The sequence below is a fragment of the Leclercia sp. GLN_9 genome (assembly GCF_043105735.1).
Lineage (GTDB): Bacteria > Pseudomonadota > Gammaproteobacteria > Enterobacterales > Enterobacteriaceae > Enterobacter > Enterobacter adecarboxylatus.
In genome coordinates this window covers 199,831-223,323 of record NZ_JBICLV010000004.1, presented here as the reverse complement: position 1 = coordinate 223,323, position 23,493 = coordinate 199,831, and the positions used below count along the sequence as shown (strand labels likewise).

The window sequence follows — 23,493 nt, the reverse complement described above, 5'->3', positions numbered from 1 at the left end:
AAAAAAGCCCGCACGGGAGCGGGCATAACTCCCTTAGCTTTGTTATCAATCCCGCGTTCATGACGCAGGTAAGTAACATATCGGCAGCATTTGCCATTACTTTAAGAAATCAGCTTTTTAGAATGTCGACCGGCCAAATGGCACAGGCGGAAACGGGGCAGGGTCAAACTGCGTGTGAAGTATTGATACTGAGAAAAGTTGAATTGACGCTCTGTTAGCTATATAAAAAATTTATTAATTTGATACAGCTAACGGCCCGGGGGCGTCGTACCTGTTATGAAGTCTCATGCGGATGCTTTGCTCTTGCCTCGCTAGCAACTAAATTGCTTGCTCCGCAACTATGGTTGCTTATTAGAGTTTTCATCAAAAAACAAATTAAAATAAATAGATTTTATGAGTTCTCTGTCGGAGCCTATATGGTCAGCGCGATTTGCATGCTCTAATGTTTCAATTGCCAGAGTGTGCGCGGCATCAGCAAACATCTCAGGCCAACCCGTACTCAGCATAGATAGCCCTTTGAGCAGTCTTATCTGAATCTCCCTCATACTTGCACCATCGCGTGCGACAGGTGAGAAAAAGTCTTCCAGGAGATCTTTGTTCTGAATTGGCGCAACGTGTACTGAAGGATAGTTCACTTCAAGTTCATGAGACTTATTCTGCGCGTAAGCAGAAAGTATACGAACACCTCTTCCAATGACATCAATTGCGGTTCCAGGATCGTTCACTGCGGGTGAAAGTGCTCTGCAGGCTATTTCGGCCATGACGCTAATACAAAATCGGGGATCCTGAGCAAATGAACGCACATCCGAGACAATGATCGTCTCAAGTAAATCTGTACTGATTGATGCCCCCTGGCCAGTACTCATGTACAAAACTGGCATCGACGGGTGAATGAAACTGCCTGGTTGCGCTAAAAGGTATACATGACGAGGATCATTGGCCAAGAGCTTGCTGAGTTTCTCCATATCAATATATTCAACATAACCAATCTTTTTCGGATAAACTGCAACCGTTCCTTTCGGCTGTTCATTGCTCTCAAGCCATGGATATCCGCCGAGACAGGGATTTCTGGCTCTCGCAATAAATGTTTCGATGGCCGCCTGTTCTACTTTTGCCGTTGTCTCACCGACCCTCCCCAGAGAGGTCAAATGCTGTATCCAACGAAGTAATGTGATGAGGATGAGGGCAATGACAACCAGTGTGACAATGAATAAAATGACCCTCCCCCTTTCTCCGTAGGCTCCCATATTGAGGGCAATAATTCCTACCAGACTGAAGAGAAAGGAACCGATGAAGGTGGCCAGTACATTTTGTGTGGTTACGTCTTCAACAACTAAACGCGTTGCTCTGGGAGTCACATTAGTAGTGGCTGAACCGTAAGCTGTGACCATTATACTCAGTGAAAATGTGGTCACTGCCAGCATACTCGATGCCAGTATGTTCAGAATATTATCGACGGCTTCCGCACCAACCTTCACTGAAACCGATTCAGGGATCATTGATTTAAAAAGAATAGACAAAAGAGCCGTTATTATCGCGATAATTGCGAATAACGTTGCTCTGAACCATAGCTTTTTAAATGTTTGCTTCAGAATCCATTGCCAGCGTGAAATCATTCTGCATTCCCTCGTATTGATGCCGGGATAAATAAATGCCGCCCCCGGGACGGCATGTTGCTATTAACGAACCAGGTGCAGAAAGTGCAGGTGTTTCTCGTACTGGTCCAGTATGTCATTAATCAGCTGTTCCTGATTCCAGCCCATCACATCATAATTTTGCCCGCCTTCTTTGAGATAGACCTCCGCGCGATAATATCGATGTTGTTCAGCATGCTGCTCATCATTATCCATAGCAGCGAGCGCGAAGGTTGGTGAGTTATACCCGCGAAGCCTCACTTCATATATATAATTCAGCTCGTTGCCCAAATCGACTTCAAGGCGAATACGATCGTCGGCGGCGTCACTGATGTGGCATATCGTTCCCTGCTTGTTAAGTTCCTCCTGAACCAGCGTCATGGCAGGCTGGATAATGTCGTCCATAAAGCGTTTCACAAGAGAGCGCTTCGGCAGGTAAGCGATATTGCGTAACCTTCTCTGCCAGGGAATAGGATTACGCGCAGCCGTCGGCGCAATAGTCGCCATGCTCAGGCTTTCACGCTTGGTCAAATCCCGGCGCAAAGCTTTTAACAGTCCGTATATGGATATCAGTAAGATTACAGAGAAGGGTAATGCACTTGCTATTGTCACCGTTTGCAACGCGCTTAGCCCTCCTGCAAGCAGAAGCGCAATAGCTACAATTCCCATTAGCGATGCCCAGAAGATTCGCTGCCAGACGGGTGTGTTTGCCACCCCACCTGATGCCAGCGTATCCACAACCATTGCCCCCGAGTCAGCAGAAGTTACGAAGAAGACGATGACCATCGCCATTGCAATAAATGACAGCACGGAGGAGAACGGGAAATGCTCCAGGAAATTGAACAGGGCCAGCGCGACATCCTGTTGAACGGTATTGGCGAGATCGGTCGCCCCCTGGTTCATAATGAGATAGATTGCGCTGTTACCAAACACCGTCATCCACATGAGCGTAAAGCCGGCCGGAACAAACAGCACGCCGGTGACAAATTCGCGAATGGTTCGGCCGCGTGAAACCCGTGCTATAAACATCCCCACAAATGGTGACCATGAGAGCCACCATCCCCAGTACAGTAATGTCCATCCCCCCAGCCAGTTGCTCGACTTAGGTTCATATGCGTAAAGATTGAACGTTTTACTCACCAGTTCCGAAAGGTAACCGCCGGTATTTTCCACAAATGACTTCAGCAGAAGCACGGTTGGCCCCAGACACAGGACCAGCGCCAGAAGCAACAGCGCGAGGCCCAAATTGAGTTCAGACAGGATGCGTATTCCCTTGTCCAGGCCGGACACCACAGAGATAGTCGCTAACCCCGTGATGACCACGATCAGAATCACCTGAACTGTTTCATTGATAGGCACCCCGAATAGATGGTTCAAACCGGCATTCACCTGCAAAACACCGTAACCCAGCGATGTCGCAACGCCAAAGACCGTACCTATAACGGCAAAAATATCAACCGCATGGCCTATAGGCCCGTATATGCGATCGCCAATAATGGGATAGAGTGCAGAACGCAGCGTTAAAGGCAGACCGTGGCGGTAGCTGAAAAAGGCCAGAATCAGCGCTACAATGGCATAGATTGCCCATGCATGCAGACCCCAGTGGAAGAAGGTCAGCCTCATTGCTTCCTTCGCTGCCGCAACAGTCTCTGGGGTGCCAACGGGAGGGGAGAGATAATGCATCACCGGTTCAGCAACCCCAAAGAACATCAGGCCGATCCCCATCCCTGCCGAAAAAAGCATCGCAAACCAGGAGTGATAGCTGAAATCAGGTTGCGCATGGTCCGGACCCAGCTTGATATCACCGTAGCGTGAGAGTCCCAGAAACGTGACACTCAATAAAATCAGGGCCACAGCAAGGATGTAGAACCAGCTTGCATTCATGAAGATTTGTTGCTGAAGTAGTTTGAAATTTTTGTCGGCAGCATTCGGGAATACAGCGGCAAAAGCGACAAGAAGGAAAATTAACAAAGCAGATGTAAAGAATACAGCTTTGTTAATCTGACTGTGAGACTTCTTTGGGATTGTTTCATTTTCACTCATGATCATTTATTCCATTGATTTAAATCCGTATTGGACAATGCTTGCTACCTCTAACAGAGTAGCAAAATTAAACGGACTATGCGGCGTTAATCGGAACGCGTGGTTTAACGAATTTCAATACCAACCATCCCATATTTTTAAGGTTTTTAGTTAGTTGGCCCACCACTGTTAGTGGCATTTAATCTGCGTCAGATTTGGGATATAGATTAATCAATGTAATATCGTACATAAATTACCAACGTCTGCTCCTGGCACAAAGCGGGCTTTGATCTAAAAACTAGTGCGTAACTTTCAAAGCGACCAAAACGATGGAGGAGAGGTATTTTGCCCAGCAGGTGTTGGTCTGTAAGGCCGGTGGGGTTCTGAAAAGAGCATCGCAAAACCGGGATTCTCTGGGGGCATGCTGGGGGCATACGTATGTTAGGGACACAAATAGGGACAGATAAATGTCAGTTAATGCGAGATAATGCTAATAACATGCGCTGAGCAACCAATTGAAAAGATTGATGAACATTGATTTTCAACGACATTCTGCTCATTAACTGTAATGTGCGGGCTATTATAAAAACAAAACGAGAGAAAAAGCTATTTGCGCAAGGGATTATTCCGTTGCGCAAACGAATTACTTCAAAGTACGGATCCCGGCAATCAGGCGCTCGACACCCTGCTCAAGCTTACTGCGTGGGCAGCCAGCGTTAAGACGGACAAAACCTTTGCCTCCATCCCCGTAGGTATAACCCGGCATGATTGCCACTTTTTGCTGCTCAATCAGCACCTTCTGCAGTGCCTTGTCATCGATCCCGAGCGGACGAAGATCGATCCATGCCAGATAAGTCGCCTGCGGCGGCTGCCAGTTTAACGTCGGGAAAGCGGCATTCAGCGTGTCGGCGACGTACTGCAAATTCGCCTCCAGATAAGCGCGCAGCGCATCCAGCCATGCTTCGCCCTGCTGATACGCCGCAATATGCGCCACCAGCGCCAGCACCGACGGCGAGGACAGCCCATCACGGCCTTTCAGCGTCTGCAGATAGGCCATGCGACTGGCCTCATCGCCAATCAGGCCGTATGCGCCGGTAAGGGCGGGAATGTTGAAGCTCTTGGAGCCAGAGGTTAGCAGCGCCCATTTACCCTGAGCGACTTCGCACCAGGGGGTATGCCGATGCTCGCCCCACACCATATCCATGTGGATTTCATCACTGATCACCGCCACGCCATGTCGCGCGCAGAGGTCAGCCATAGTGGTTAACTCGTCGCGTGTCCAGACCTTGCCGGTCGGATTATGCGGGCTACAGAGCAACAGGATTTTGTTTTGCGGCTGGGCCAGCACCGCTTCCAGTTCGGCCATATCGCACTGCCAGCCCGCCACCGAGTGTTGCAGGCCGACAGAGACAACCTGTCGGTTATTACCCGCAATGGCGTTATAAAACGCGTCGTAAGCGGGGGTATGGATCACCACGCCGTCACCGGCGTCCGACCACTGGCGAATCAACTCTGACACCATATAGATCACCGAGGGGCCATAGACGATGGCACGGGTGTCGATGGTGCTGTGAAAACGCTGGTGGAACCAGTGGGCCACGGCGGCCAGGAATGCGTCGTTTTTCCAGCGGCTGTAACCAAACACCCCGTGGCCGATGCGCGTTTGCAGGGCGTCGATAATGCAAGGGGCAGTGGCAAAATCCATATCCGAGATGGTAAAAGGCAGCAGATCGGCGGCACCAAAACGGTCGGCAATATAGTCCCACTGGGTGCACCATGTACCGTGACGATCCACGACGGTAGTAAAATCAAACATGTCGTTGGTCCTTAAAATAAAACCCCCTCATGGCGAGGGGGTGAGGCATCAGGCTTCTACTGTTCGCATCAGGGTCGCCAGTTCGTCTTTGACTGACTGCACCTGCGGGCCGATAACCACCTGCAAATTATGCTGGTTTAACTGTACCACGCCGATAGCGCGGTTAGCCTTCAGGGCGTTGGTATCTACTTTAGACATATCTGCCACCGACAGACGCAGGCGGGTGATGCAGTTATCCAGCGAGGTAATGTTATCCGCACCGCCCAGCGCCGCCAGAATGGCAGGGGTGTTATAGCCGGATTTGCCAATCGTACCCGCAACCGCCTGTTCAACGCTGGTGGCCGCATCGGTATCACGACCCGGCGTTTTCAGGTTAAAGCGGGTGATGGCGAAGCGGAAGATACCGTAGTACACCGCGAACCAGATCGCTGCTACTACGGGTACCAGATACCATTTGGTCGACAGGCCATGCAGGATGCCGAACACCACAAAGTCGATCACGTTGCCGTCGGTGTTGCCGATAGTCACACCCAGCACCGCCATCACGGTAAAGCCCAGACCGGTCAGCACAGCGTGGATGAGGTACAGCACCGGGGCAACGAACAGGAACAGGAATTCAATCGGTTCGGTGGTTCCGCCCACCACGCAGGCGATCACACCGGAGATCAGCAGGCCTTTAATTTTGTGACGGTTTTCCGGGCGAGCACAGTGGTACATCGCCAGGGCTGCGCCCGGCAGGCCACCGAGGAAGGCTGGCATTTTACCCTGGGACAGGAAGCGAGTGGCGCTCTCCGAGAAACCGTGGGTGGTCGGGCAGCTTAGCTGCGCCTGGAAGATGGTCAGCGCGCCGCTCACATCGTGACCGCACACCTCCATCGTACCGCCCGCTTCCGTGAAACGGATCAGGGCGACAAGAATATGCTGAAGTCCAAACGGCAGCAGCAGACGTTCACCGGTACCGAAGATCATCGGTCCAAAATCACCGGCACCGTTAATGATGCGGCCAATGCCGGTAATGCCCATGGCAAAGACAGGCCAGATCAAGGGGATCACAAGGCCAAACAGACCCATCACCACAAGGGTGATAATGGGCACAAAGCGGGTGCCACCAAAGAATGCCAGCGCGTCCGGCAGGCGGATATTGTGGAAACGCTCGTGCAGCATCCAGATGATCACACCCGCGATCACTGCGCCGAGGATCCCGGTATCAATAGACTGAATACCAATCACGCTCTGTATGTTGTTGGCCTTGAGTACTGCCGCATCGGTGGTCGGCAGGATGCCTTTGGCAGTGAGCCAAAAGTTGACCGCCAGGTTCATCACCGCATAGCCAACGAAACCGGCAAATGCCGCTACACCTTTGTTTTCCCGCGCCAGTCCCAGCGGGATAGCGATACAGAACATCACAGGCAGGAAGCTAAAGGCAAAGGAGCCGACCTTGCTCATCCAGATGAAGACAGCCTGCAGCACAGGATTGCCAAGGAACGGGATCAGCGTAATCACATCGTGACTGCTTAGCGAGCTGCCGATCCCCAGCATGATCCCGCAGAACGAGAGGAGCGCCACGGGCAGCATAAAGGTTTTACCCAGTTGCTGGAAAAACTCCCACAGCGATATTTTTTGTGCTGCTTTCGCCGTCATAAAACGACTCCTGTGTTGTTAAAATCAGTTTATCTGCTTCAATGCTGCGAGAAGATAAAACGTTTTATCAAATTTTAGTGCGCGCTAAATCACATTCTTAGCCTTTAACTGGTAGTATAAAGATAACGTATTGATAAAACGTTTTACCGGTCTCATTGTCAGGGAGTCACGCCATCACATGGCTGTAGCGAAAAAGATCACCATTAATGACGTCGCGCAGGCGGCGGGCGTGTCCGTCAGCACGGTGTCACTGGTGCTGAGCGGAAAAGGGCGGATCTCCTCCGCGACGGGCCAGCGCGTTAACGATGCGGTTGAGCAATTGGGATTTGTTCGTAACCGGCAGGCTTCGGCGCTGCGCGGTGGACAAAGCGGGGTGATTGGCCTGATTGTCCGCGATCTGACCTCGCCGTTTTATGCCGAACTGACGGCAGGGCTGACGGAGGCGCTGGAATCGCAAGGCCGGATGGTCTTTTTACTCCACGGTGGCCGGGAAGCGGATCAGTTGCTCCAGCGCCTCGATATGCTGCTGACCCAGGGGGTCGATGGGGTGATCGTTGCCGGGGCATCCGGGTTAAGCAACGAACTGTGCGAACGGGCAGCCCAGAAGGGTGTTCCGCTGGTGTTTGCTTCCCGCGCCAGCTATCTGGATGAGGCCGATACCCTGCGCCCGGACAACATGCAGGCAGCACAAATGCTGACCGAACATCTTATTCGCCGCGGCCATCAGCGGATTGCCTGGCTGGGCGGAAAAAGCTCGTCGCTGACCCGCGCCGAACGGGTGGGCGGCTACTGTTCAACGCTGATTAAATACGGCCTGCCGTTCCACAGTGAGTGGGTGGTGGAGTGCGAGTCCAGCCAGAAGCAGGCGGCAGAGGCGATCGGGACGTTGCTCCGCGCCAGCCCCACCATCAGCGCCGTGATCTGCTACAACGATGTCATCGCCATGGGCGCCTGGTTTGGCCTGATACGGGCCGGACGCCAGAGCGGGGAAGGCGGGGTTGAAACCTTCTTTGGTCATCAGGTGGCGCTCGGTGCCTTTGCGGATGTGTCAGAAAACGCGCTGGACGATCTACCTATCGTCTGGGCAACCACCCCTGCACGGGAGATGGGCCACACGCTGGCGGACAGGATTATGCAGCGGATTGAAAAATCTGATGTGCAAGCCGGGCATCAGATTGTCTCCGCCCGGTTAGTCCCCGTGAAGTAGTTTCACGGTTAAAGGAAGAACGATAAGGCATTCTGGCTGGCGGCAATAAAAAAACCCCTCGAAGAGGGGTTTTTTAGCATTACTGCTGCGGAACCGTAGGCTGTGCCGGAGCCGGAGCCGGAGCCGGAGCCGGAGCCGGAGCCGCTGGCGCGGCAGGCTCGTCCGGTACCGCCAGGTTCAGCGCCGGAACGCCAAACATGCCGACAAACTCTTCCAGCGTCATCTTCTGACCGTTCAGCGTAACCTGCCCGTTGCTGTACTGCAGGCTGGTGCTGATGACGTTATCTTCCACGGTAGTGATGCGGAACATCTGGCCCATTGCCGCCAGGCCTTTCACCTGCTGGCCAGCCAGCTTACCAGCGTCATCTTCGTTATAGCCTTCCAGCTTCGCAATCTGGGTCATGAACTCGGTCGCCATGTCCATCGGGATAGTCAGCTTGCTCTCCAGCGATTTCACACTGCGATCCACTTCCTGGGCCAGGGTTTGCGCCTCGCCCGTGGCGGTGGCAGGGTCCTTCAGGAACAGCGACAGGTTGAAGTTGGTCTCGCCTTTGCTGTTTTTCCAGCTCAGCGGAGCCAGCGTCACCACCGGCTCGCCTTTAAGCAGGACGGGCAGGTTGCTGAAGAAAACTTCTGCCGCTTTTTGCTGATACAGGGCCGGATTTTCCATCAGCGCTTTATCTGCCAGCAGCGCCTGGCTCTGGGCGCGATATTGCTGGCTGAATTGATGCCACGCCTGGCCGTCAATATTGCCGATTTTCAGCGTCAGCTTGCCGGTACCCAGATCCTGATTCTGCACTTTCAGGCTCTTCAGGCTGTAATCCAGCTGGCTATTAACGCTCTTGCCATCTTTCGACAGCTCGGCTTTACCGCTCAGATCGGTTCCCTCAAGCACGGCCATCTCTTTGCCTTCAATGGCGATAGCCAGCTTATCGAGGGTGAGTTTTTGGTCGCCGATCCGCTCATCAAAGTCGGTCAGACGGCTATTGCCCTCGGTTTTGAGGTTGTTGAAGGTGAGCTGCACTTTCTGGCCGTACTCATTGACGGCATTTACCAGGCCGCTTGCTGCGTCACCTTTCAGCGAGACGTTTTTGCCATCACGATCGGCATCCAGCTGGAAATTGCCGCCGCTGAAGGCCACTTTTTCATCGCCATTTTCGTAATTCAGTGCTTTCAGCGCCAGATCGGTGCTCGTATCACCGGCATAGCTGATGCGGGTATTGGCCTCGAACGGAGACTCATTCTTCGCCAGATCGAACAGCGGTTTTGACGCTTCGTTGTTCACCAGTGTAGATTTTACCGAGGCCATGGAAGGGATAAGGTTGAAGGATTTCAGCTGGGCGAGCGGGAAGGGACCATGATCCACCACTTCGTTCAGCACCAAGCTTTGTCCTGGCTGCAGCCAGGGATTTTGCGTGCCAGCGACCGGTTTAAGCACCAGTTGCAGATGGCTTTTGAACAGGCCGCGCTGGTAATCCTGGTAACTGACCTCCAGCCCGGCTTCTGGCGCGGTGCGCTTAAGCTCACTGTTCGCCTGCGCGACCATTTCTGCCAGATGGCTCTCCAGCTGTTTCCCGGTATACCAGGCCGCACCCGTCCAGACCACACCTAATGCAACAATAACGCCTGCGGCTATAACCGATTTCTTCATCGTGATTATCCCTAAAATGAAACCGAGCGGTTAAAACCGCCCGGTGAGGTCATAAGATTACCAATAGCTTAGCAACAAATGTTAAAAAATTCAGTAGGTCACTATAGCTTGTTGTAAACACGGGCCAGACGACCGACGCCGCTGACGTTGACCGGCGAGTCACTGGCGGCAATAAATGCCGACTCGCCCGGCTTCAGCACCAGCCGCTCGTCACCCTTGCTCACGACGGCTTCGCCCTCAACGCAGAAGAGGATCGCCGCGCTCTGCTGAGCCAGCGCGCTTTCTGCACTGCTCAGTTCGTGAAGCGAAAACGCAAAGTCTTCAACCGGGATCGGGAAGTCCAGTTCTGCACCGTTTTTAACCGGCTGGGTGAGCAATTCTGCCGCCGGTTTGGCGACAAATTTAACATTCGCCACCAGTTCAGGAATATCGATGTATTTTGGCGTCAGGCCCGCGCGAAGCACGTTATCGGAGTTGGCCATCACCTCCAGCGCCACGCCTTTAAGGTAGGCGTGCGGTGTTTCGGCGAACAGGAACATCGCTTCACCCGGTTCGAGTTTGACCACGTTTAACAGCAGCGGCGAGAATAGCCCGCTGTCGTCGGGGTAGAACTCTGAAATCACGCGGATAGTCTGCCACGGCTCACCCTGTTGGCTGTTCAGAGCGGCTTTCAGCACCGCCAGCGCGCGGGATTTTTCTTCGCCCTGCATATTGAGCAGGCTGGCGAAGAGGTGACTCAGGCGCTCTGCATCGGGTTTTTCGAGGAAGTGGGCAATGGCGCTGTGCGCCCCGGCCACCGGCTGAAGCAGGGAGACAATTTCAGAGAATTCGCGGAAAGCATTCATCGCCAGGAACGGCGTTAAAGCGAACACCAGCTCCGGTTTGTGGTTCGGATCTTTATAGTTACGCTCGGCGGCATCCAGCGGAATACCGGCGGCGTTCTCTTTGGCAAAACCTGCTTCTGAGGCCTGCTTGTTCGGGTGAACCTGAATGGAGAGCGGTTGATCCGCGCACAGCACCTTAAAGAGAAACGGCAGTTCGCCAAAACGGTCTGCGACCTGCGTACCCAGCAGCGTGCTTTTATCCGCGTCGATGACCTCACGCAGGGAGCGAACCCCGTGGGCACCCTCAATTTTTGAGCTGCTCTTTGGGTGCGCCCCCATCCACAGCTCTGCCATCGGCAGGTTGTCGGGGTTGGCGATACCGTAGAGATCCGTTAACGCAGTTTTACTTCCCCAGGCGTAGTTCTGCACTGAGTTAATGAGTTTTTGCATTATCAAGCCCTGTTTCAAATGTGGAATTAACTGCCCGTATTAAAGCAATAAACCGGGCGGAAGTAACCTGCGCACGGAAAAAGTCGTACTAGTCTCAGTTTTTGTTAAAAAATTGTGTAGGATAAGCCAACTCGCTTTTAAGCAAGGCAAACGGAACATCTGCCTGAACCATAATCAGCAATGTCGTAAGTGAGAGAACAATGTCGAATAAACCCTTCCATTATCAGGATCCTTTCCCGCTGGCCAAGGATCAGACCGAATATTACCTGTTAACCCGCGATTACGTTTCTGTCTCTGAGTTTGAAGGTCAGGAGATCCTCAAAGTGGACCCGCAGGCGCTGACCTTACTGGCGCAACAGGCCTTCCACGATGCCTCCTTCATGCTGCGCCCGGCGCACCAGCAGCAGGTGGCCGATATCCTCAGCGACCCGCAGGCCAGTGAAAACGACAAATACGTTGCGTTGCAGTTCCTGCGTAACTCCGATATCGCGGCGAAAGGCATTCTGCCGACCTGTCAGGACACCGGCACCGCCATCATCACCGGTAAAAAAGGCCAGCGCGTCTGGACCGGCGGCGGTGACGAAGCGGCCCTGGCGCACGGCGTCTACAACACCTATATCGAAGATAACCTGCGCTATTCGCAAAACGCCGCGCTGGATATGTACAAAGAGGTGAATACCGGCACCAACCTGCCGGCGCAGATCGACCTCTACAGCGTCGATGGCGACGAATACAAATTCCTCTGCATCGCTAAAGGCGGCGGCTCAGCCAACAAAACTTATCTCTACCAGGAGACCAAAGCGCTGCTCTCGCCGGGCAAGCTGAAGAACTACCTGGTCGAGAAGATGCGTACCCTTGGCACCGCGGCCTGCCCGCCGTACCACATCGCCTTTGTCATCGGCGGCACTTCGGCAGAAAGCACCCTGAAAACCGTCAAACTGGCCTCCACCAAATATTATGACGGCCTGCCAACCGAAGGTAACGAGCACGGTCAGGCGTTCCGCGATGTGCAGCTGGAACAGGAGCTGCTGGTGGAAGCCCAGAACCTCGGATTGGGCGCACAGTTTGGCGGCAAATATTTTGCCCACGATATCCGCGTGATCCGCCTGCCGCGTCACGGCGCGTCCTGCCCGGTGGGTATGGGCGTGTCATGCTCCGCTGACCGTAACATCAAGGCCAAAATCAACCGCGACGGTATCTGGATCGAAAAACTGGAAAACAACCCAGGGAAATACATCCCGGAAGAGCTGCGTAAAGCGGGCGAGGGCGAGGCGGTGCGCGTTGACCTGAACCGTCCGATGAGCGAGATCCTGGCCCAGCTTTCGCAGTACCCGGTCTCCACCCGTCTGTCGCTGAACGGCACCATCATCGTGGGCCGTGATATCGCCCACGCGAAGCTGCAGGAGCGTCTGGATAACGGCGAAGGGCTGCCGCAGTACATCAAGGATCACCCGATCTATTACGCGGGTCCGGCCAAGACTCCTGATGGTTATGCTTCCGGTTCCCTGGGGCCAACCACGGCAGGGCGTATGGATTCTTATGTAGATCAGCTCCAGGCCAACGGCGGTAGCATGATCATGCTGGCGAAGGGCAACCGCAGCCAGCAGGTGACCGATGCCTGCCACAAGCACGGTGGTTTCTACCTCGGCAGTATCGGCGGCCCGGCAGCAGTCCTGGCGCAGGGCAGCATCAAGAGCCTCGAGTGCGTGGAATACCCGGAATTGGGGATGGAAGCCATCTGGAAAATTGAAGTGGAAGACTTCCCGGCGTTTATCCTCGTGGATGACAAAGGCAACGACTTCTTCAAACAGATCCAGTCTTCACAGTGTTCGGCCTGTGTGAAGTGATCTAAAACGCCTTATCCGGCCTGCCAGTAAGGTAGGCCGGATAAGCGCAGTGCCGCCGGACAACAAAAAGAGCGCACAAAGCGCCATACCGTTTCCCCGATCTCATCAATACTTATTTCTTTGAGCTGTGAGCAATCCACTTCAGTGTTATCAAGGAGAAAGTAATGACCTCACGCAGTGAGAAAGATTCGATGGGCGCCATCGACGTCCCGCAGGACAAACTCTGGGGCGCACAAACCCAGCGTTCGCTGGAACATTTCCGTATTTCCACTGAAAAAATGCCGGTCTCGCTGATCCAGGCCCTGGCGCTGACTAAACGTGCGGCAGCCAAAGTAAACCAGGATTTAGGCCTGCTGGCGGCAGAAAAAGCCACCGCCATTATCAACGCCGCCGATGAAGTGCTGGCGGGCAAACATCCCGATGAGTTCCCCCTCGCCATCTGGCAGACCGGCTCCGGTACCCAGAGCAACATGAACATGAACGAGGTGCTGGCAAACCGTGGCAGCGAGTTGCTCGGCGGCGTGCGCGGCATGGAGCGCAAAATCCACCCCAACGATGACGTTAACAAAAGCCAGAGTTCCAACGACGTCTTCCCGACGGCGATGCATGTGGCGGCGCTGATTGCCCTGCGGGAGCAGCTGATTCCACAGCTGAACGTGCTCAAGCAGACACTCGATGATAAAGCTCAGGCGTTCGCCGATATCGTCAAAATTGGCCGAACCCATCTGCAGGATGCCACGCCGCTGACTCTCGGCCAGGAGATCTCCGGCTGGGTGGCGATGCTCGACCACAATCTGCGCCATATCGACCACAGCCTGCCGCACCTGGCGGAGCTGGCGCTGGGGGGCACCGCGGTGGGCACCGGGCTTAATACCCATCCTGAATATGCGGTACGCGTGGCTGAGGAGCTGGCGACCATCACCGGGCAGCCGTTTGTCACCGCGCCGAACAAGTTTGAAGCGCTGGCCACCTGCGATGCGCTGGTGCATGCCCACGGGGCGCTGAAAGGGCTGGCGGCATCGCTGATGAAAATCGCCAACGACGTGCGCTGGCTGGCCTCCGGGCCGCGCTGCGGCATTGGTGAGATCAGTATTCCTGAGAACGAGCCGGGCAGCTCCATCATGCCGGGCAAGGTGAACCCAACCCAGTGTGAAGCCATGACCATGCTCTGCTGCCAGGTGATGGGCAACGATGTGGCGGTTAACATGGGTGGGGCGTCCGGCAACTTTGAACTGAACGTCTATCGTCCGATGGTGATCCATAACTTCCTGCAGTCGGTGCGTCTGCTGGCCGATGGCATGGAGAGCTTTAACGAACACTGCGCGGTAGGTATTGAGCCTAATCGCGAGCGTATCAGCCAGCTGCTCAATGAGTCGCTCATGCTGGTGACGGCGCTCAATACCCATATTGGCTACGACAAGGCGGCTGAGATCGCGAAAAAAGCCCATAAAGAGGGGCTGACGCTCAAAGCCGCCGCGCTGGCGCTGGGCTATCTCACTGAGGCCGAGTTCGACAGCTGGGTTCGCCCGGAAGAGATGGTCGGCAGCCTGAAATAGCTACTCTGCAACATACAGGTGCAGCCGCGGAATGATTAAGCGTAGCGGCTGCGCCTGGGGCTTATAACGATGCTGAACGTTGTCAGCATCGTAATTCAGCAACTCGCCGATATCCGGGATCACGGCGCCCTGGTCGGCGTCGTACAAGGCAATCAACGGCGTCGGGCAGGCGTACTGCACCTGCTTTTGCTGTCCGGCATACCAGACGCGGGCGATAGGCTGCACCTTTACTGGCCGTTTGATCTTCAGCCGCGCCTGCGCAGGCAGCGTATGGATGGCGGTATATTCCGCCTCCAGCCGCTCCACCCACTGATCTCTGGACCAGGGCGCCACGGCGCGCGGAGACTTCAGGCTTTTTTCCAGCATCTCCAGCACCTCATCGCGGGTGAAATTCTTGATGATGTGCTTATTGGCCCAGCCGAAGCGCAGCGTGGCGGGGTGATTGATCACCGTTAACGTGCGATAGGCGTTGAGCGTGATCAACCCCGGCAACTGGTGATGCACCCACTCAAAGCGTGCGGCGGGCGCCAGGCCAGACTCCTCGGTGACGATTTTTTCAAAGTCCGCTTTTAAGGCGTTAATGCTCGCGATCTGTTCCGTAAGCTGCATCCGGTGGGCGGCGTCGCTCTGCAGGCAGATCACCCCGGGCAGGCGCACGGCGGCCTTGCTGCTGCGGGTTTCCGACTGCTGCTGAATAAACAGGTGGCGGTAGTGTTGCAGCGCCATGGTCAGGGCTTCCTGGCCGATGTGCTGCTTTACCGCGATGGCGTTAAGCGGATCGTGTTCAGCCCCTTTGGCAACGTCCGGCAGGGAGAAGACGCGGCCCGCCAGCAAGCGGCAGGATTGCAGATCGTGGGTAAGTTGCGCCAGCTCGTGTTCCATCTGGCGAAAGGTTGAGTTTAAGCGTTCGAGCAGATCGTAAGTCGCCATAGCACACCATATTAGTTACAACATACTCATTATATAGCACAGCACGCCCGGTCAGGCCAGCGTGCGGTTTGGTTCAGTCAGGGATGGGAAGGGCGATATGATGCCAGACAGGCCAGTTGAAGCAGAACCTGGCGCCGCCGAGATCGCTCGCTTCGCAGCTGACATCGCCGCCCAGCGCCTGAGCGATCGAGTGGACGATAGCCAGCCCCAGGCCGCAGCCGCCGGTGGCGCGGTCGCGGCTCGGGTCGAGTCGGACAAAGGGTTCAAACACCCGCTGACGCGCCTCTGGCGCAATGCCCGGGCCGTCATCCTCCACCGACAGCGTGGCGCGGCTCCCGCTCAGGTGCAGTGAAATTCGCAGGGTGTTATCGCTGTAGCGCAGGGCGTTATTAACCAGATTATCCAGCACCCGCTCCATCAAACGCATATCCAGCGCGCCATAATCGCCGCCCATGCTGTCAATCAGCAGCCTGCGCTGGGGGTTAACGCTCTGCACGTCTTCAACATAGCTGCGCAACCAGGCGGGCAGATCCGGGGTGGTGAGTTTAAGTTCGTTCTGCGGACGATCGAGCCGGGCATAGGTCAGCAGCTCCTCAATCAGCGCCTCAAGTTGGCCGATATCGCGATTCAGCGCCTGTGATTCCGCCGCGGTCAGGTTCTCACTCATCTCCAGCCGGTAACGCAACCGCACCAGCGGGGTACGCAGCTCGTGGGCGATACCGTCGATCAGCTGCTTTTTGCTGGCGATCAGCGCATTGATGTTGTCGGCCATCTGGTTAAAGGCCACGCCCAGACGCTCAAAGCTGGAGGCGCTGTCGAAATGGATCCGTTCGGTCAGGTGGCCGTCGCCAAAGCGCTGGGCAGCGGCCTCAAGGCGGAGCATGTCCTGCCAGTGGGGACGCATCCAGATAAAGACCGGGAAGGCCAGCGAAATGGCGATAAAGGCCAGCAGGACGAGATCCAGCAGGCGCATCTGGTGCAGGAAATAGAGGTAGGGCACCGGGCCAACCGCCAGCACATAGTGGCTGCGCGGGATACGCTGGATAAAGGTGTATTGATCGTCCAGCGCCACGATGTCACCCCCACGAAGGCGCTGCATGGTCGGGGCATCCAGGTCGTACTTTTTCAACGGTTCGATGCGCAGTTTGAAGGACAAATTCAGATCCAGCTCCTTAATGGTGCGCGCCCAGTCGTGAGGAGGGATCTCACGCAGTTCGCTACGCATCAGATAGAGCGAGCTTTTCATCAGGTCATCCAGCGATTGCCTGCCCGCGCGCTCGGCGGTGAATTTGTAGACCAGCCCGACCAGCATGGCCATCACCAGGAAGCAGACAAACAGCAGGAGGTAAAACTGCACGAACAGCTTTTTCATTACGTATCACCCAAATACCACGCGTTAATGATGCGGCCCGACCAGACGGTTCACACTCTCTGGCGGGACATGGCACACTTTACGCAATGGGCTGCCTCATGGCATAGCGAATATTTAACGTCTCGCCTTGCTTTATCACGTTTGCTTTCACATGCCAGGCATTTTCGATCAGCGCAGGGGTCAGCACGGCATCCGGTGGTCCACTGGCAATCACTGACCCGGATTTCAGCAGCACCAGCCGCTGGCAGTAGTTGGCGGCGAGATTGAGATCATGCAACGCCACCACCACCGTAACCGGCAGTTTGGTGATTAACGTCATCAATTCCAGTTGGTACTCAATATCCAGGTGGTTGGTGGGTTCATCGAGGATCAGTAGGCCCGGCCGTTGGGCGAGGGCGCGGGCGATTTGAGCGCGCTGCCGTTCCCCGCCGGAAAGTTGTCGCCAGAGGCGTTGTCGCAGGCTGGAAAGTTTCATCAGACGGATGGCGTCCTCCACAGCGATGTCGTCGGTACTGTTCCAGCTAAAAAGCCCCCTGCGGTGCGGCGTGCGTCCCAGACGGACGATTTGCTCCACGCAAAGATCGCCGTCGACGTCGGCATGCTGGGGGACAAACGCCAGTTTTTTTGCCCGTTCCCGCAGGGAGATCGCGTTGAGCGGAGTTCCATCAAGGCGGATATGATGCGCCTGGTGCGGGAACAACCCGGCCAGGCAACGCAGCAGTGTTGATTTACCGGAACCATTCGGCCCCAGCAGGCCAATAACTTCCCCGGTAGCCAGCTCCAGATTGATGTCGTGCAGCACTTTTCGCGACTCCAGAGTCAGCTGCAATCCTTTCAAGGAAAGGGTCATTATTTTTTCTCCCGGCTGCGATACAGCAGAACCACAAATGCAGGCGCACCCACCAGTGCGGTGACCACGCCTATGGGAAGAACCTGATGAGTAATCAGGGTACGAGAAACCACATCGGCGAGGATCATAAAGTGACTGCCGATCAGAAAGGTCAGGGGAATGGCGCGGCGATGCCCGGGGCCACATAACAGGCGTGTAATGTGCGGGATCACCAGCCCAACAAACCCCACCGCACCGATGATACTGACCATCACCGCCGTCACCAGCGCACAGGTGAGCAGCAGCATCATACGTACCAGGGTGACCGGCACGCCCAGCGTAGTCGAGACTTCATCACCAAAGGTGAAGGTATCAAGCGAACGTGAAAATGCGAAAACCACCATCAACCCGGTCATTACCACCGCCAGGGCCAGGATGGCATCCGGCCAGCGAACGCCGCTCAAACTTCCCAGCAGCCAGAACATCACGCTGCGCGACTGCTCCGCATTCGCGGATGTGCTGACAATGTACGCCGTCATGGCGTTAAACAGTTGCGTCCCGGCGATGCCCGCTAACAATATGCGCGGCGGGCTGTCGGTCATCCCGTGCGTGATCAGCATGATAAGCCCAAACGCGCAGCATGCGCCCACAAAGGCACCACCGCTGATGCCCAGCGTGCTGCCACCCACCCCCAGCAGCATAACGCAGACCGCACCCAGTGAGGCCCCGGAGGAGATCCCCAGAAGATAGGGTTCAGCCAGCGGATTACGCAGAATGGACTGCATCACCAGGCCGCAAAGCGCCAGTCCCCCTCCGCTGCAGGCCGCCATCAGCGCCCGGCTCATGCGGTATTCCCAGATAATCCCTTCCTCAACCTGTGGGAGGGGCCAGGCACTCAGCCCAAGGCCGTTAAGGATCGCTTTTCCTGCCGTCGTATACGACACCGGCATATCACCGACGGTTGCGGCGAAAACCAGTGTTAACGGCAGGGTCAGCAATCCGAGGACCATCAGGCTTCGCGGTCTCCAGCGTGGCATTCTGAAGGGAACACGCAAAGTCAGTAGGCTCATTGTTCAGTCTGCCAGGTCGCAAGCTGGTCACTTATCATCTCAACGGCATCGACATTACGTAATGAGGGGTTCAGTGACATTGCAGGCACGACAATGATGTGGCCTTTTTTAACAGCAGGCATATTTCGGGTGACGGGGTCGTCGTGCAAAAAGGCTTTTTTAACCGCCACATCATCAGCGGGGTAAAGTCGCCGGGACATCTCTGCAATCACAATAATGTCAGGCTGCGCCTGAGCAATGTGTTCCCAGGTCACGGCCGGCCATTCATCATGGGAATCAATAATATTTTTCAGTCCCAGCGTGTTGCTGATCCAGCCCGGTGCGCCATAATCGCCCGCCACCCAGGGATCGCCTTTCAGACGGCTACTGGAGAACCAGAACACCACTTTCAAAGGGCGCGAGTGCTGCGACGCCGCGCGCGCCTGAGCCTTCTGAATACGTCGGGTCAGCACCTCGTTGAGCTGCTCCCCCTGCGGCTGAACATCGAATATGGCAGCCAGCGCATCGATTTCACGTTTGATTTCCTCAATGGTGAAAGGGGTGCTGCGCGCCCCGTCGCCATTTGAACTGTCGGTTACGCTTTTGCCGATGCAATCGGCGGGAGAGATCCAGGTCGGAATGCCAAGCGTTGCAAACTGCTCGCGGGTGCCGGTTTCTCCCTGCGGCCCGATATGCCAGTGATATTGCGCCAGCACCAGATCGGGATTCTGGGCGGTGACAGCCTCAAAGGAAGGGGCGTTATCTGCCAGTTTTTTTAATCCTTTACCGCGTTCCGCTACCGCATCCGGTAGTGGACCAAACCAGACCGACGTGGCACTGATTTTCTCCTCCAGCCCCAGCGCCAGCAGTAATTCCGTCTCGTGTTGTCCGACAGTCACCACCCGTTGCGGCGCGCGGGTAAATGTCTCTTTAATCCCACAGTTTTCTACCGTCAGCGGATAAACCTGTGCGGCAAAAACCGAATTTGCGAGGGTCGCAAGAACAGACGCCAGCACCAACTTTTTGATTAACACAATCCCATCCTCATAATTGTTATGTTATAACATAATACATATTATGCAGGCAGGCGCAAAAGTTTAATCAACAGGGGGGATTTCAACAGCAGGAAGCAGCCCGCATTGCCGGGAAAGGTATTCTGGCGATGCGGGCTGAGGGGGTCAGATATCCCAGGCGTGTGGCGCGAAGAGATAGCCTTTATTACGCACGGTTTTGATGCGGAAAGGTTCGGTGGCGTTATCCAGCAGTTTTTTGCGCAGGCGGGAGATTGCGACATCCACGCTGCGGTCCATCCCATCGTAGCTGACGCCGCGCAGGTTTTTCAGCAACGCATCCCGGTCCATAATCTGTCCGGCATGGGTCGCCAGCTCCCACAGCAGATCAAAATCTGCCGTGGAAAGCGCCACCTGCTCACCGGACAGCAGCACCTGACGATTCACCGGATCGATGGATAACGTGCCAAAACGCAGGGCTTTATGGGGCGTTAACTGCGGGGAGGAGGCATCGCTGAAGGCCGTGACGTGCTGGCGCAGATGCAGGCGCAGGCGCGCGAGCAGCACCGCCGGTGGGGTGGTTTTCAGGATGTAGTCGTTGGCACCCATTTCTAACGACAAGATGTGGTTCATGTCGCTGTCGAGGGAGGTCAGTAATACAATGGGGCCTTGCCAGCGGGCGCGCAGATCCCGGCACAGGGTCATCCCATCTTTGCCGGGTAACATGATATCCAGCAGCACCAGATCGGGTTTTTCCCGCGCCACTACCTCTTCAGCATGGTCGCCGCGCGGTTCGACGATGACGTCCATATCATGTTTACCCAGATAAGCGGCAATCAGTTGGCCGACTTCAGGTTCATCCTCAACGTATACGATCTTATTCATAACCAGTCTGAGTCTGCGAAAAAAACCAACATACACCGCAAAACCTTAACCTTGCATTAATCATTCGCAAAAAGTTGCCGTTCCGTTATGCTGCCCGTCATTGTTATTTAGTTGTTAAGGGAAAAGGGATGGGGTTGTTTATTAAAGCGGCGATAGGCGCACTGGTGGTTTTAATCATTGGGATACTGGCAAAAACGAAGAATTATTACATCGCCGGGTTACTGCCGTTGTTCCCGACCTTTGCCCTGATCGCCCATTATATCGTTGCCTCTGAGCGCGGCATTGAGGCGCTGCGCACCACCATCATTTTTGGCATGTGGGCGATTATTCCGTACTTCCTCTATCTGCTTTCGCTGTGGTACTTCATCGGCATGATGCGTCTGCCCCTGGCGCTGGGCGGGGCGGTGGTTTGCTGGTGCCTCAGCGCCTGGGTGTTAATCTTCAGCTGGAGCCGTTTTCACTAACGTAACGGCCGCCCGCCGTCAACGCCAAACGACCGGCCAGTGACGTAACAGCTGGTCAGGATGTAGTCGATTAAGTCGATCACCTCTTTTTCACCAGGCGCGATCTTCATGAGCGATTTATTCAGCGCCTGCTGACGATAGTCGGCATCATCATGCTCATTAAACATGATCAGCGACGGGGCGATGGCGTTGACTTTCACTTCCGGCGCCAGCTTGCGGGCAAACGAGCGGGTCATGTTATCCAGCGCGGCTTTGCTGGCGGCATAGGCAATGTGCTTATCGCTGCCACGCTCCACCACGTAATCGGTGAAATGGATAATGTCGCTGGAAGCATGGCCGTGCCCGCGCAGCAGATCCTGCAGAGCATGGTTCAGCAGGTAGGGGGCGTGAACGTGGATTTGCAGCATGCAGGAGAGGGTTTCGCTGAGCGAGGTCTCCGGCGACTCTGGCATCCATGCGCTGGCGTTATGAATGATAGCGCGTAACCCAGGGGTTTCGGCTTTCACACGCTCAGCAAAGGCCAGAATCCCGTCGTCGGTGGCAAAATCGGCCTGAATGCAGGTCGCGCCCGCCTCGCACAGGGTGGCGATAGCGGGATATTTTGTCCGGTAGCTTACAATCACCGGCTGGTGAAGATTCAGAAAGTGGTGCGCAAGCGAGAGGCCGATGCGACGGCCTCCGCCAGTAATCAGGATCGGGAGCGGCTTTGCGTGTCCCATCGTATTCTCCTTATCCAGTCGACGATGGGAAAAGTCGCTTATCCCATCAGCATCCACGTTGCCGGTAATGCGGCAACCAGTATCATTCCAATCAACACCATTTCACGGCGTTTAAGCGCGTGTTGCAGCTGGTGGGTACGACGGGCGTAAATAAACACCAGCAGCCCAGGCGCATAAAGTACCACGGAAAGCAGCAGATGCATCGGACCAGACGCATACAACAGCCATAAGCCATAAATGCAGGCTCCCATCCCCACAACGGTGTGCATCGGGCGGGTAGCTATTTTTAACAAATATGCACCCACCAGGAAATAGGGTACCAGAATCATTTCAGAGGCGATGGTTAACAGCGTGTTATAGTCCGAACCTGTGAGCCAGATCAGCACCAGACAAATCTGCACGCTGATGTTGGTCAACCACAGCGAGGCGGAAGGCGCACTGTTTTTGTTCTGACGGGCAAACAGACGGGGAAACGCTTGATGCGTTGCGGCCAGGAACGGCACCTCTGCCGCCATGATGGTCCAGCTCAGATAAGCTCCGCACACCGACACGATCAGCCCGGCGGCAATCACCACTTCGCCCCAGGAACCCATCATTTTGACCATCAGGCCCGCCATCGACGGGTTACGCATCTCCGCTAGCTCAGGACGGGCGACCACACCCAGTGAGAGCAACGTGACCAGCAGATAAACCCCCAGCGCGGCCAGCACCGCCAGCAGGGTGGCGCGACCAACATCCTGCTTATTACGTGCCCGGGCCGAGACCACAACCGCGCCTTCCACCCCGATGAACACCCACAGGGTGATAAGCATGGTGTTTTTCACCTGCTCCCAGACCGGGACGCCCAGCGCCACGCCGGAAAAATCCATGCTAAACACATCGAGACGAAACGCGATAATCGCCAGCACGACAAACAGCCCAAGCGGCACCAGCTTCGCCAGGGTGGCGACCAGGTTGATGCTCGCCGCAGTCTGCACGCCGCGCAGCACCAGGAAATGGACGAACCACAGCAGCACCGAGGAGCCAACGATCGATTGCCAGGTATTACCATCGCCAAACAGGCGCAGTTCAGGCGTGTCGGTAAAGAAACTCAGCGCAGAAAAGACGATCACCAGATAAGAGACGTTGGCGATCACCGCGCACAACCAGTATCCCCATGCGGAACAGAAACCCACCAGCTCACCAAAGCCTTCACGGGCATAGGTGAAAATGCCGCCGTCGAGGTCGGGACGGATGCGCGTCAGCAGCAGCATGGCGAAGGCCAGTAGCAGGATCCCGGCACCGGTGATCCCCCAGCCGATAAGCAATGCTGACGGGCTGGCTACGGCAGCCATATTCTGCGGCAGACTGAATACACCTGCGCCGAGCATGGAGCTTAAAACAAGCGCAGTTAAAGCGCTCAGGCCAAGTTTCTTTTCCATTGGCTTCCTTTTTAAAAAGGGTCAGATCCAGAATAATTATTTCGTCGAAGCGCATAAAAATGGTGGATCACACTAAGGCGCGGAATTCTACGGAGTGTCAGGGAGGCATGCAATCAGGAAGGGTGGAATTCTGCGTAAAAAGCAAAAAAAAAGGCGGCATTACGCC

General features: G+C 55.3%; 18 protein-coding genes. 4 read left to right on the top strand and 14 right to left on the bottom strand.

From position 1 onward, the window contains the following. Positions 1-338: 338 nt before the first annotated feature. From ACF8PE_RS01070 to malX, 4 genes are all read right to left on the bottom strand, one after another. A complete protein-coding gene (locus tag ACF8PE_RS01070; RefSeq protein WP_279869606.1) occupies positions 339-1,616 on the bottom strand; it encodes a DUF2254 domain-containing protein in 1,278 nt (425 codons plus the stop codon). A 63-nt stretch (positions 1,617-1,679) separates the two neighbouring features. Further along, positions 1,680-3,677 carry a choline BCCT transporter BetT gene (locus ACF8PE_RS01065; protein ID WP_164540264.1) on the bottom strand — a complete coding sequence of 666 codons (1,998 nt, stop codon included), beginning with the start codon at positions 3,675-3,677 and terminating at the stop codon, positions 1,680-1,682. Between the two features lie 622 nt (positions 3,678-4,299). Continuing rightward, positions 4,300-5,472 (bottom strand): MalY/PatB family protein, encoded by a 1,173-nt coding sequence (locus tag ACF8PE_RS01060; protein WP_392494304.1) that lies wholly within the window; start codon positions 5,470-5,472, stop codon positions 4,300-4,302. A gap of 48 nt (positions 5,473-5,520) precedes the next feature. Continuing rightward, entirely contained in the window at positions 5,521-7,113 is a 1,593-nt protein-coding gene (gene malX / locus ACF8PE_RS01055; RefSeq protein ID WP_032617859.1) for a maltose/glucose-specific PTS transporter subunit IIBC, read from the bottom strand. A 178-nt stretch (positions 7,114-7,291) separates the two neighbouring features. On the opposite strand from malX, the gene ACF8PE_RS01050 reads away from it, so the two are divergent. Next, positions 7,292-8,320, top strand: a complete 1,029-nt coding sequence (locus tag ACF8PE_RS01050) for a Mal regulon transcriptional regulator MalI (RefSeq protein ID WP_032617860.1) — start codon at positions 7,292-7,294, stop codon at positions 8,318-8,320. 79 nt (positions 8,321-8,399) lie between these two features. Here the strand turns inward: ACF8PE_RS01050 and ACF8PE_RS01045 are convergent, their stop codons facing one another. Together ACF8PE_RS01045 and manA are read right to left on the bottom strand one after the other, a co-directional pair. Continuing rightward, positions 8,400-9,971: a YdgA family protein gene (locus ACF8PE_RS01045; RefSeq protein WP_317519120.1), complete on the bottom strand. Its 1,572-nt coding sequence runs from the start codon at positions 9,969-9,971 to the stop codon at positions 8,400-8,402. 101 nt (positions 9,972-10,072) lie between these two features. Beyond that, positions 10,073-11,245 carry a mannose-6-phosphate isomerase gene (manA, locus tag ACF8PE_RS01040; RefSeq protein WP_117386183.1) on the bottom strand — a complete coding sequence of 391 codons (1,173 nt, stop codon included), beginning with the start codon at positions 11,243-11,245 and terminating at the stop codon, positions 10,073-10,075. Between the two features lie 200 nt (positions 11,246-11,445). Here manA and fumA point away from each other — a divergent pair, with 200 nt between their 5' ends. Beyond that, complete coding sequence (fumA, locus tag ACF8PE_RS01035; RefSeq protein ID WP_150870759.1) at positions 11,446-13,092, top strand: class I fumarate hydratase FumA; 1,647 nt, start codon at positions 11,446-11,448, stop codon at positions 13,090-13,092. 164 nt (positions 13,093-13,256) lie between these two features. Beyond that, on the top strand, positions 13,257-14,648 hold the full coding sequence (gene fumC / locus ACF8PE_RS01030; protein ID WP_032617864.1) for a class II fumarate hydratase: 1,392 nt from the start codon (positions 13,257-13,259) through the stop codon (positions 14,646-14,648). On the opposite strand, the gene tus is transcribed toward fumC, so the two are convergent. The 6 genes from tus to rstA form a co-directional block, all read right to left on the bottom strand. Next, complete coding sequence (tus, locus tag ACF8PE_RS01025) at positions 14,649-15,578, bottom strand: DNA replication terminus site-binding protein (protein ID WP_032617865.1); 930 nt, start codon at positions 15,576-15,578, stop codon at positions 14,649-14,651. 73 nt (positions 15,579-15,651) lie between these two features. After that, positions 15,652-16,950 carry a two-component system sensor histidine kinase RstB gene (gene rstB, locus ACF8PE_RS01020; RefSeq protein ID WP_392494301.1) on the bottom strand — a complete coding sequence of 433 codons (1,299 nt, stop codon included), beginning with the start codon at positions 16,948-16,950 and terminating at the stop codon, positions 15,652-15,654. Positions 16,951-17,029: 79 nt separating this feature from the next. Continuing rightward, positions 17,030-17,800 (bottom strand): ABC transporter ATP-binding protein, encoded by a 771-nt coding sequence (locus ACF8PE_RS01015; RefSeq protein ID WP_155166656.1) that lies wholly within the window; start codon positions 17,798-17,800, stop codon positions 17,030-17,032. Continuing rightward, complete coding sequence (locus ACF8PE_RS01010) at positions 17,800-18,789, bottom strand: FecCD family ABC transporter permease (protein ID WP_392494299.1); 990 nt, start codon at positions 18,787-18,789, stop codon at positions 17,800-17,802. Before ACF8PE_RS01010 ends, ACF8PE_RS01015 begins: the two co-directional genes overlap by 1 nt. Positions 18,790-18,845: 56 nt before the next feature. After that, positions 18,846-19,862 carry an ABC transporter substrate-binding protein gene (locus ACF8PE_RS01005; protein WP_392494297.1) on the bottom strand — a complete coding sequence of 339 codons (1,017 nt, stop codon included), beginning with the start codon at positions 19,860-19,862 and terminating at the stop codon, positions 18,846-18,848. 144 nt (positions 19,863-20,006) lie between these two features. After that, positions 20,007-20,723 carry a two-component system response regulator RstA gene (gene rstA, locus ACF8PE_RS01000; RefSeq protein WP_032617870.1) on the bottom strand — a complete coding sequence of 239 codons (717 nt, stop codon included), beginning with the start codon at positions 20,721-20,723 and terminating at the stop codon, positions 20,007-20,009. 128 nt (positions 20,724-20,851) lie between these two features. Here rstA and ACF8PE_RS00995 point away from each other — a divergent pair, with 128 nt between their 5' ends. Next, positions 20,852-21,187, top strand: a complete 336-nt coding sequence (locus tag ACF8PE_RS00995) for a GlpM family protein (protein WP_191152817.1) — start codon at positions 20,852-20,854, stop codon at positions 21,185-21,187. Here ACF8PE_RS00995 and folM read toward each other — a convergent pair. Together folM and ACF8PE_RS00985 are read right to left on the bottom strand one after the other, a co-directional pair. Continuing rightward, positions 21,184-21,906 carry a dihydromonapterin reductase gene (gene folM / locus ACF8PE_RS00990; RefSeq protein ID WP_059308044.1) on the bottom strand — a complete coding sequence of 241 codons (723 nt, stop codon included), beginning with the start codon at positions 21,904-21,906 and terminating at the stop codon, positions 21,184-21,186. The two genes, ACF8PE_RS00995 and folM, sit on opposite strands and share 4 nt — an antisense overlap. 38 nt (positions 21,907-21,944) lie before the next feature. Continuing rightward, positions 21,945-23,327 carry an amino acid permease gene (locus ACF8PE_RS00985; RefSeq protein WP_103793207.1) on the bottom strand — a complete coding sequence of 461 codons (1,383 nt, stop codon included), beginning with the start codon at positions 23,325-23,327 and terminating at the stop codon, positions 21,945-21,947. Positions 23,328-23,493 lie beyond the last annotated feature (166 nt).

Excerpts from the sequence above, each read along its gene's own strand:
- ACF8PE_RS01050 (WP_032617860.1), top strand. The coding sequence starts at position 7,292 with ATGGCTGTAGCGAAAAAGATCACCATTAATGACGTCGCGCAGGCGGCG.
- manA (WP_117386183.1), bottom strand. The coding sequence starts at position 11,245 with ATGCAAAAACTCATTAACTCAGTGCAGAACTACGCCTGGGGAAGTAAA.
- malX (WP_032617859.1), bottom strand. The coding sequence starts at position 7,113 with ATGACGGCGAAAGCAGCACAAAAAATATCGCTGTGGGAGTTTTTCCAG.
- ACF8PE_RS01060 (WP_392494304.1), bottom strand. The coding sequence starts at position 5,472 with ATGTTTGATTTTACTACCGTCGTGGATCGTCACGGTACATGGTGCACC.
- ACF8PE_RS01010 (WP_392494299.1), bottom strand. The coding sequence starts at position 18,789 with ATGGTCCTCGGATTGCTGACCCTGCCGTTAACACTGGTTTTCGCCGCA.
- ACF8PE_RS01070 (WP_279869606.1), bottom strand. The coding sequence starts at position 1,616 with ATGATTTCACGCTGGCAATGGATTCTGAAGCAAACATTTAAAAAGCTA.
- rstA (WP_032617870.1), bottom strand. The coding sequence starts at position 20,723 with ATGAATAAGATCGTATACGTTGAGGATGAACCTGAAGTCGGCCAACTG.
- tus (WP_032617865.1), bottom strand. The coding sequence starts at position 15,578 with ATGGCGACTTACGATCTGCTCGAACGCTTAAACTCAACCTTTCGCCAG.
- fumA (WP_150870759.1), top strand. The coding sequence starts at position 11,446 with ATGTCGAATAAACCCTTCCATTATCAGGATCCTTTCCCGCTGGCCAAG.
- ACF8PE_RS00995 (WP_191152817.1), top strand. The coding sequence starts at position 20,852 with ATGGGGTTGTTTATTAAAGCGGCGATAGGCGCACTGGTGGTTTTAATC.
- rstB (WP_392494301.1), bottom strand. The coding sequence starts at position 16,950 with ATGAAAAAGCTGTTCGTGCAGTTTTACCTCCTGCTGTTTGTCTGCTTC.
- ACF8PE_RS00985 (WP_103793207.1), bottom strand. The coding sequence starts at position 23,327 with ATGGAAAAGAAACTTGGCCTGAGCGCTTTAACTGCGCTTGTTTTAAGC.
- ACF8PE_RS01045 (WP_317519120.1), bottom strand. The coding sequence starts at position 9,971 with ATGAAGAAATCGGTTATAGCCGCAGGCGTTATTGTTGCATTAGGTGTG.
- ACF8PE_RS01015 (WP_155166656.1), bottom strand. The coding sequence starts at position 17,800 with ATGACCCTTTCCTTGAAAGGATTGCAGCTGACTCTGGAGTCGCGAAAA.
- fumC (WP_032617864.1), top strand. The coding sequence starts at position 13,257 with ATGACCTCACGCAGTGAGAAAGATTCGATGGGCGCCATCGACGTCCCG.
- ACF8PE_RS01065 (WP_164540264.1), bottom strand. The coding sequence starts at position 3,677 with ATGAGTGAAAATGAAACAATCCCAAAGAAGTCTCACAGTCAGATTAAC.
- folM (WP_059308044.1), bottom strand. The coding sequence starts at position 21,906 with ATGGGACACGCAAAGCCGCTCCCGATCCTGATTACTGGCGGAGGCCGT.